Raw genomic sequence first — 7,960 nt, 5'->3', positions numbered from 1 at the left:
GGCCTCGCGACGCGACGATGTCGGCAGCATTGTCTTTGCGTGGGAGCGCGACATCCCGTTCATGGCGTGGACGATCGTGCCCTACTGGTCGATCAACCTGTTCTACGGCCTGTCGCTGCTTCTCAACGACACCAGGCGCGGCGTCGACCGCCTCGCCGGCCGCTATCTGACCGCGCAGGCAATCGCGGTGACCTGCTTCATCCTGTTCCCGCTCAGGGCGACCTTCGTGCGGCCGGAGACATCGGGGCTGCCGGGCTTCCTGTTCGCGGTGCTCGGCGGCTTCGACAAGCCGTTCAACCAGGCGCCGTCGCTGCACATCGCGCTGCTTACGATCATCTGGGACCACTGGCGGCACCGGCTGAGCGGCATCTCAGGAATTGCCTGGCACGTCTGGTGCTTCCTGATCGGCGCCTCGGTGCTGACGACATGGCAGCACCATTTCATCGACATCCCGACCGGCGCGCTGCTCGGCCTGTTCGCGCTGTGGCTGTTCCCGCGCACGGGCGAACTGCCTTTCGCCGGCTTCCGGCTGGCGACCGACAGGAAAGCGCAGCGGCTGGCGGTCTTCTATGCGCTGGGGGCCACACTGCTGCTGGCGGGCGCGGCCGGCGGCGCCCTCGTCTCGGCGGTTGCCCTCGCCCTTCTGTGGCCGGCGCTGGCGCTGGCCATCGTCGCCTTCGGCTATGCCGGCGCCGGAGCCAAGGTGTTCCAGAAAGCGGCGGACGGCCGCGTCTCACTCGCCAGTCGGCTGCTGCTCTGGCCCTACCGCGTCGGCGCCAGAATCAATCTCTGGGCCTGGACGCGCACGCTGTCGCCAATGGTGCCTGTCACCGACGGCGTCTTCCTCGGCCGGTTCCCGACGGCTGCCGAGGCCAGCGGCTTCGGCACGGTGATCGACCTTGCCGCCGAACTGGAGCGGCCGCGCGGCGCATCCTGCCGCTGGATCAGCCTCGCCGTGCTCGATCTTCTGCCGCCATCCGCGAAGCAACTCTCCGAAGCGGTGCCGGCGATCGAGGCGGCGCGCCGGCAGGGGACGGTGCTGATCTGCTGCGCGCTCGGCTTCCAGCGCAGCGCCACGTTCGCCGCCGCATGGCTGGTCGGCACCGGCCGCTCGCACACCGCCGCGCAGGCGCGCAAACTGCTCGCCGCCTCCGGCCGACCGGTGCACATTCAGGCCGGGATGGACGAAGCGGCATGAACAGCAATAGCTATCAGGACAAAGCCGGCGCGTTCGCCGCCGGACTTATGCTGCAGGCGGCGTGGCCGCTGCTGGCGGTCGCGGCTTGCCTGCTCGCCGCGCCGGTGATCGGGCTGGTGGCTGCGGCGGCGGCTCTGGCTACCCTCGCCTTCACCGCGCTCCTCCTGTTCGACGCGCTGCTGTTCCGGCTGATGGCGAGCCATGACAGCGAGGTTTCGGGCGGCGGCGCGGTCGATGATTTGCTCGCCCGCATGCGGCTGAAGCCCATGCCTGCCGCGACGCGATCGCTCGACCAGCGGATATCGGGTACGCGCCGGCTGCTGATGAAGCAGCGTATGGCCTTTGCGGTGTTCGCGGCGGCGTCACTGATGGCGGCATTGCTTTGAGACTTCGATGACAAAACTCCACATCCGCGCCAACACTTTCACCCTCCTGCAGACCATCACCTCGGTCGGCCTGTCGGCGCTGGCCTGGGTGGTGACCGGCGTGCGACCGATATGGAACGGCAGCCAGCCCTCGGAGCGGCAGCGCATCTATTTCGCCAACCATGCCAGCCATGGCGACTTCATCCTGCTCTCGGCCTGCCTCAGCGAGAAAGTGCGCGCCCGCACCCATGCGGTGGCGGCGGCCGAATATTGGGGCAAGTCGCGGCTGCGCCGCTACATCGCCGAGGACATGCTGTCCTCGGTGCTGATCCGCCGGCAGTGGACCGAAGAGTCACAGAACCCGATCAACATCATGCTGTCGGTGCTCGACCAGGGTCATTCGCTGATCCTGTTTCCCGAGGGCACGCGCAACACCACGGACGAGCCGCTGCTGCCGTTCCGTTCCGGCCTCTACAACCTGTCGATGGCGCGGCCCGAGGTGGAGCTCATCCCGTGCTGGATCGAGAACATGTCGCGGGTTCTGCCCAAGGGCCAATTCCTGCCGGTGCCGCTTCTGTGCCGCGTCGTCTTCGGCCCGGCTGTGACCATCGCGCCCGGCGAGGAGCGGCGCGCCTTCCTCGAACGCGCCCGCCAGACGCTGCTCGCCCTCAACCCCCGCCCCGACCGAGACGACTGATGCCACTACCGCCGATACATGAAACCATGATCCTGATCGCCGGCCTGGTCGCGGTGCTGTCGACGGCCAGCGTCACCGCCGGCATCTTGTCATGGCGAGCGCCGAAGCCGCTGTCGCCGACGCTCGTCAATCTCACCCAGCGCATCAACGCCTGGTGGGTGATGGTGGTGGCGATCACCGTCGCCTTCTTCTTCGGCCATGCCGGCATGACCATCCTGTTCGCGCTGATCTCGTTCGCGGCGCTGCGCGAATTCGTGACGCTGACGCACAGCCGGCGCAGCGACCACTGGGTGCTGCTCGGCATGTTCGCCATCATCATCCCATTCCAGTACTGGCTGGTGTGGACGGCGTGGTACGGGCTCTTCACCATCTTCATCCCGGTCTACTGCTTTCTGCTGATGCCGGCGATCACCGCGCTCAACGGCGACACCGAGCGCTTCCTCGAGCGCGTCTCGGCACAGCAATGGGCGATCATGATCTCGGTCTACTTCGTCAGCCACGTGCCGGCGCTGCTGACGCTCGACGTGCCGGGCTTCGAGGGCCGCAACCTCCTGCTCATCGCCTTCCTGATCATCACCGTGCAGGGCAGCGACGTGCTGCAATACATCTTCGGCAAGCTGTTCGGAAAACACCTGCTGTCGCCGACCGTGTCGCCGTCGAAAACCTGGGAAGGGCTGGTCGGCGGGCTCGCCGCCTCCAGCCTGCTTGGCGCGCTGTTGTCGTTCCTGACGCCGTTCTCGCCGCTGCAGGCGGCCGCCGTCGCCCTTGTCGCCTGTCTGATGGGTTTTCTCGGCGGCCTGGTCGCCTCGGCCATCAAGCGCGACCAGGGCGTGAAGGACTGGGGCCATCTGATCGAGGGCCATGGCGGCATGATGGACCGCGCCGACAGCCTGGTCTTCGCCGCCCCGGTGTTCTTCCACACGGTCAGGTATTTCTGGTCGGCGTGAGGGGAATGGGCTTGCGATCGCAAGTGGGCGCCTGACCCAGCCGAGCCCATTCAGGCAGCGGCCGCTGCAAAGAAAGCCCGCCGGTGTGCGGCCGGCGGGCAGATTTGGTGTCGATAGCGAGAAGACCTCGCTGGGTTGGAAACGCGCGGTCGATGATTTGGTTTCGTGCCGGCCGTACCGCGGCCCAATGACAAACGAGCAAAAAAGCTCGCCCGGCGTGACCGGGCGAGATGGCTCTTGGAGGTTGGGAACTGCCCGCCCAACTTGCCGCAGTTTCATGACGGTCCGATGAACCGGGCGCCGGCCGGCAGCGCTCGCCCCGATTGGTTAGGCCCAGCGGCCGCCCGCGAGTCGCATGGGGCCGCCGGACCGCGTTCTGACCGCCCCCTAGAGCCGGATGATTTCAGGTCGAATCGACCTGAAATCTGAATCCGGCTCTAAATCAAAGAGATAGAGCATGATGTCGTCCGAAACCCCTTCACACTTTTCGGCATCATGCTCTAGTCGCGTGCCCTGCGGATGGAAGAGATGAGCTCGTCGACACGATCCACCGGGTGGGCACGCGGCTTGCCAAGCGATCGAGCATCCAGCCGGTTGTCATAAATGCGCGCCAGCAGATCGCAGGCCACTTTGGCGCGCTGCCAGGTGCGACCGACCAGTGAGCGGCCTCCCAAGGTACCAGGAGCGTTGTCGGACTCATCCCACACCATCCAGCTTCCCGAAGGTTCTGGACGACAGCGGAATCTCGCCTTTCCATGATCCTGCATGGCTTCGAAACGGGAAAGGCGCACTGTTGGTTCGACAACAATCGAGGGCATGGTTAACGCCGCCGAGCGTTGTGGCAGCCCTCCGCGATCATGCCATGGCCCACTTTCGAGCGGCGGGCCGGTTTCGCCGGCTGCAAATCCAATTTTGCCTGGCAGCGGTAATTATCACGTAAGACTGGTCTAATAACTTTTGGAAGCGAAATACTTAGGGTTGGGAACGCATATGGAACAGTCCACCCGCCTAGGGAACCTGCACTTCGCCCAGGCAATGTTGAGGGAAGTCCGCGAGCGAGCGCGGTCAGACGGTGAGGATCTTCTGACCTACCTAATCGACATGGCTTACCTGGAAGCCAGCGATCGAATTAGGGCAATCTGGGCCGCAAAAGACAACGACGCCGCGTCCGGCGAAGGCCGATAAGACGACCAGGGCGTGGACCCGCAACGCCCTGGGGCCCTCACAGCCGGCCCACCGGCTCGTTATTCGGTTTCGGCCACGAAGGATATGGCGATCAGGTCGTCGCCACCAATCTGGCCCTGGCCGTCTTCCATCACCGCGGCGACCTTCCGGAAGGTCTTCATCTCGTGTTCGGTAATGCGGGCTTCCCGCATCCTCGCCCTCAGGGCGGCTACGCGCAGTCCCAAGGCGTGGGATTGCCCGATCTCACGGTCCAACATGCATGGCTCCTCGATATTTGAGCGACTTGAAGGCCCGCCGCACCGAAATGCAGCGGGCCTGAGCTGAAGCGTTTGGCCTATTCGTAAACTTTGATGATCTTGCGCGTGCCCGGATCAACGAGGACCGTCCGGTTGTCGATCACGACGTAGCGGTATTGCACGTCGGGAACTTCATAAAGCTCGACTGTATCGGGAAGAGTCGTGCCGATGTTGAGCTCCACGCCAGGAAGCGCTACCGAGGCCAGGGGCTTCTTCTTCACATATTCCCGGATGACCGTTTCCTGTTCCGGCTGAATGATCAGGGTGTCGGCGGCGGCAGCCCCGATACCGGCCAGCAGCAAAAACCCCGCAGCGGCTGCGGCGAGATAGATTTTCATAGTTTCCTCCTGGTGGTGTGGTTGCGCCAGACGACATTGTCTTCACGCTGCAAGCAGACCCAACGCCAGGTTTTTGCAAACGTTCCGCGATGAGGACCTAGGTCTGAACCGTGTACGACCTTATCAGGCGCAATAGCCTCGTCAGGGGCGGCAACCGGAACCCTTGATTGCCCGCCTTCGTTGCTCGCTACAAGGTTCAGGAGAGGAATCCATGGATAAGAGCGTCGATCAGGCACGCTGGCTACTCACCCCGGTGTTCGCGGTCGCCATCATGTTCTTGGCGATTGGAATGGCACTCGGCTGAAAATCCTTGGCTCGCCAAGCATCTTTTCAATGGAACCTGCGCAGTCCGGTCCTTTCCGAAGCCCTCGCCGCGGAGGAATCGATGTGTCCCGCCAGCCAGCTTCAGCCTTCATACTTTAACAGTTTCGAAACTAAGCCCGCCCTTACGCGTTGACGCTTGCCACAATGGAGAATTTCAAGAATGGATCCGGCGGTCGCGGCGGTGATGATTTTGCTTTCGTGCAGCCCCGGACAGACCTCCGTCTGCCGACCTATCGATTCGCCGCCCGACCTCTACATGTCGGTCCAGGAATGCCGGGCGTCATTGAAGGAGCGTCTTGCCAGATCGGCTAACGGCGAAATCATCGGCCGCTGCCGAGAGATCGACCTGAGTATTACAGGTTCACTGCCGGCCGGCCATGCGATCGTAACGGTGACGCGCGGTGTGGGGAACAAGACCGTCACCAGCTATATCGTGCCGCGCAAGACCGACTAGAGACTGGGCGCGGCGGGCGCCGTTGCCGGCGGCCAGGTCTGCCGCCGCCTCGACCAAATCTCGACCAACCGTGGCCGGACCTCAAGCCGCCAAGCGACAATATGGGAACCGGAACCAACACTTCTAGGTCCTCGTTGATCCGATGATGCAAGAAGAGGACACAGAGATGGCCACCAAAGAAAAGAAAGAAAAAAAGCAGGCGAGCCGCGTGGTGAAAGGGCAAGAGCTGGAGGTGGAGCACCTGACGGAAATTGCCGACGTCTCGCCGAAACAGGCGCGCGCCTTGTTGCGCAAGCATGGTGCCGACTGGACCAAGCTCAAGGACGAAGCCGAAGATTTGAAGGATGACTGAAACACCCGGCACGGCTTCCTCTCTCGGTCTCCGCCGCGGCGTGAGGGGATATTGCGCGATCCCTTCTTTCCTTGTGGGGACTGCTCAGGCGCCCGAGTGCCGCAGCCAATGGCGGTCGAAGACGTCCAGGATGGCGCGGAACTCGGCCGGCGGGACCTGGTGGACGCCGCCGTCGCTGCCGCCGACCAGGAAGCGCGTGAGCTGCCGGTCGACCTGCTCCGGCTGCTCGATGGCGATGCCGAGCGATGCCAGATCACCCGATATCGACTGGTCGGGCAACAGGTATCCGCCCCATGAGGCAGCGCCCGGCAGTGGAGCGCGCAGACGCACGATGAGGATCCTTGTCAGCGATGGCTGCGCCTCCGGGCCGATGATGGCGGTGCCGCACATATAGCCGCCAAGCACGCTGCCCGGCTGCGACTGCGGGAACAGGCTGATGAAGAACTGGGCATCGCCGCCGACTTCCTTCAGATGCACGTAAAGGGCGCGCTTGGCCGGCGTGACCGGACCGCCAAGCACCAGCTGGCCGGTCGGCAAGGACTCGCGATAGGTGGCGGTCAGGCCATGCATGCCAGGCCCTGGCTCGATCGACAGGATGCCCTTGATGAACTGGCCGCGAAAATAGGGCGACCAGGCGCGCGAATAGCATGCGTAGGTTCCGGCGAGCGCGAAGGCGAGGCTGCGCTCTTCATGGCTGGATGCCGTCTCGAACTGGGCGCTGGCGCGGCGTTCGAGCTCGGCCCTGTCGACGCCGTGACGGTCGGAGATGGTGGCGATGAAATCCGGCAGATCGCAGTCGGCGATCCAGGCGCCCGGGTGCTCCAGGCGAAGCAGCTTCGCCCAATCGTCGTAGACGCTGTGCTCACGGGGCTGGGCGCGGCCCTGCAGCCATTTGTCGGCGCGGCCGAGATCGAACGCGGTCTTCGGATTGATAGCCCGGAAGGCCGCCGCCAGTTCCTTGCGGGTGACAGTTCCCAGCAGGGCTGAAGTCAGCCGCAATTTCTGCCCGATATGCTGTGCCATGCGGCCGCCCCTTACTGTCCGCTGTCAGCCATAACACGCCCTGGCGCATCCTTACATTGTACTTTTCCACAAGCTAATATTCCAGGAATTCCAAAGAATTCCACGGCATTCCGCGCGTGCTGCCTTCTCGGTTCGCGGGCCGGCGCTAAGCTCGCCGCGGGCAAGGGGCAGGCCGTCGGGACAACACACAGAAATGTGGGCTGGGCACGTCTTCCTCGCAGAGCAGTGACACGCTTCAACCGAGCAACGGCGAAACCAGGCTCAGGAACCTGGAGCAACCGAACCGTAATGCCACTTCAACCTGAAGGAACGACCAGATGACCTCGAGCGCCTCTTCCAGACTGACCTTCATTGTATTTACCGCCGGATGCATCGCATTGGCGCTGCTCTTCCGCTACGCGCCGGCCGGTGATCTTCCCTCGAAATATGTCAAAGGCCCGGCTGCGCAGGCCGCGCAGTCGACGCGCATCGACATCGACAACGAGGCGCACGCGATCCGCTTCTACATCGACGGCAAGCAGGTCGCGCTGCTCGACGAGTCCGGTTTCAAGCAATGAATGCCGTGGAACCAAGGGAGGAAACCTTCATGAAAGTCGTTCTATCCGCGCTGTCCGCGCTGCTCGTCATGCTTGTGCTCGCGCAGAGCGCGGAGGCCAAGAAGAAGGCCCCGGCGCACCAAGACAACGCCGCCAAGGCCGAGGAAACCCGTCCGCCGCTCGACAACACGTCGACAGGTGGGATAACGCCCGCCGCGGAGGCAAAGGCGCCGGCCGGCGACGGG

General features: G+C 64.0%; 12 protein-coding genes. 8 read left to right on the top strand and 4 right to left on the bottom strand.

Going from position 1 to position 7,960, the window contains the following annotated elements:
- The 4 genes from EOA33_RS16905 to EOA33_RS16890 form a co-directional block, all read left to right on the top strand.
- Positions 1-1,198, top strand: a 1,198-nt coding sequence (locus tag EOA33_RS16905; RefSeq protein WP_127406107.1) for a phosphatase PAP2/dual specificity phosphatase family protein, incomplete at its 5' end; no start/stop codon positions are given.
- On the top strand, positions 1,195-1,584 hold the full coding sequence (locus EOA33_RS16900) for a hypothetical protein (protein ID WP_127406106.1): 390 nt from the start codon (positions 1,195-1,197) through the stop codon (positions 1,582-1,584). The genes EOA33_RS16905 and EOA33_RS16900, both read left to right, overlap by 4 nt.
- A gap of 7 nt (positions 1,585-1,591) precedes the next feature.
- A complete protein-coding gene (locus EOA33_RS16895) occupies positions 1,592-2,260 on the top strand; it encodes a lysophospholipid acyltransferase family protein (protein WP_127406105.1) in 669 nt (222 codons plus the stop codon).
- A complete protein-coding gene (locus EOA33_RS16890) occupies positions 2,260-3,207 on the top strand; it encodes a phosphatidate cytidylyltransferase (protein ID WP_126055347.1) in 948 nt (315 codons plus the stop codon). The genes EOA33_RS16895 and EOA33_RS16890 overlap by 1 nt, the downstream gene beginning before the upstream one ends.
- Before the next feature lie 500 nt (positions 3,208-3,707).
- Here EOA33_RS16890 and EOA33_RS16880 read toward each other — a convergent pair whose 3' ends face one another.
- The 3 genes from EOA33_RS16880 to EOA33_RS16865 form a co-directional block, all read right to left on the bottom strand.
- Positions 3,708-4,025 (bottom strand): hypothetical protein, encoded by a 318-nt coding sequence (locus EOA33_RS16880; RefSeq protein ID WP_126055348.1) that lies wholly within the window; start codon positions 4,023-4,025, stop codon positions 3,708-3,710.
- A 426-nt stretch (positions 4,026-4,451) separates the two neighbouring features.
- On the bottom strand, positions 4,452-4,649 hold the full coding sequence (locus EOA33_RS16870; RefSeq protein WP_126055350.1) for a hypothetical protein: 198 nt from the start codon (positions 4,647-4,649) through the stop codon (positions 4,452-4,454).
- Between the two features lie 77 nt (positions 4,650-4,726).
- On the bottom strand, positions 4,727-5,026 hold the full coding sequence (locus EOA33_RS16865) for a DUF1236 domain-containing protein (protein ID WP_126055351.1): 300 nt from the start codon (positions 5,024-5,026) through the stop codon (positions 4,727-4,729).
- Positions 5,027-5,510: 484 nt separating this feature from the next.
- Here EOA33_RS16865 and EOA33_RS16860 point away from each other — a divergent pair, with 484 nt between their 5' ends.
- Both EOA33_RS16860 and EOA33_RS16855 read left to right on the top strand, forming a co-directional pair.
- The gene (locus EOA33_RS16860) at positions 5,511-5,804 is read left to right on the top strand and encodes a hypothetical protein (protein WP_127406104.1); all 294 of its coding nucleotides are present in this window, start codon (positions 5,511-5,513) and stop codon (positions 5,802-5,804) included.
- Positions 5,805-5,970: 166 nt separating this feature from the next.
- Entirely contained in the window at positions 5,971-6,156 is a 186-nt protein-coding gene (locus tag EOA33_RS16855; RefSeq protein WP_127400152.1) for a hypothetical protein, read from the top strand.
- 84 nt (positions 6,157-6,240) lie between these two features.
- Here EOA33_RS16855 and EOA33_RS16850 read toward each other — a convergent pair whose 3' ends face one another.
- The gene (locus EOA33_RS16850) at positions 6,241-7,179 is read right to left on the bottom strand and encodes a hypothetical protein (protein ID WP_127406103.1); all 939 of its coding nucleotides are present in this window, start codon (positions 7,177-7,179) and stop codon (positions 6,241-6,243) included.
- 377 nt (positions 7,180-7,556) lie between these two features.
- On the opposite strand from EOA33_RS16850, the gene EOA33_RS16845 reads away from it, so the two are divergent.
- Both EOA33_RS16845 and EOA33_RS16840 read left to right on the top strand, forming a co-directional pair.
- Positions 7,557-7,736 carry a hypothetical protein gene (locus tag EOA33_RS16845; RefSeq protein WP_245455507.1) on the top strand — a complete coding sequence of 60 codons (180 nt, stop codon included), beginning with the start codon at positions 7,557-7,559 and terminating at the stop codon, positions 7,734-7,736.
- A 29-nt stretch (positions 7,737-7,765) separates the two neighbouring features.
- Positions 7,766-7,960 (top strand): hypothetical protein (locus EOA33_RS16840; RefSeq protein ID WP_127406101.1); only part of this gene is annotated, 195 nt, incomplete at its 3' end.

This window comes from Mesorhizobium sp. M4A.F.Ca.ET.050.02.1.1 (assembly GCF_003997725.1).
Classification (GTDB): Bacteria; Pseudomonadota; Alphaproteobacteria; order Rhizobiales; family Rhizobiaceae; genus Mesorhizobium.
The sequence above is the reverse complement of the archived record's forward strand: the minus strand, read 5'-3'. Positions and strand labels throughout refer to the sequence as shown.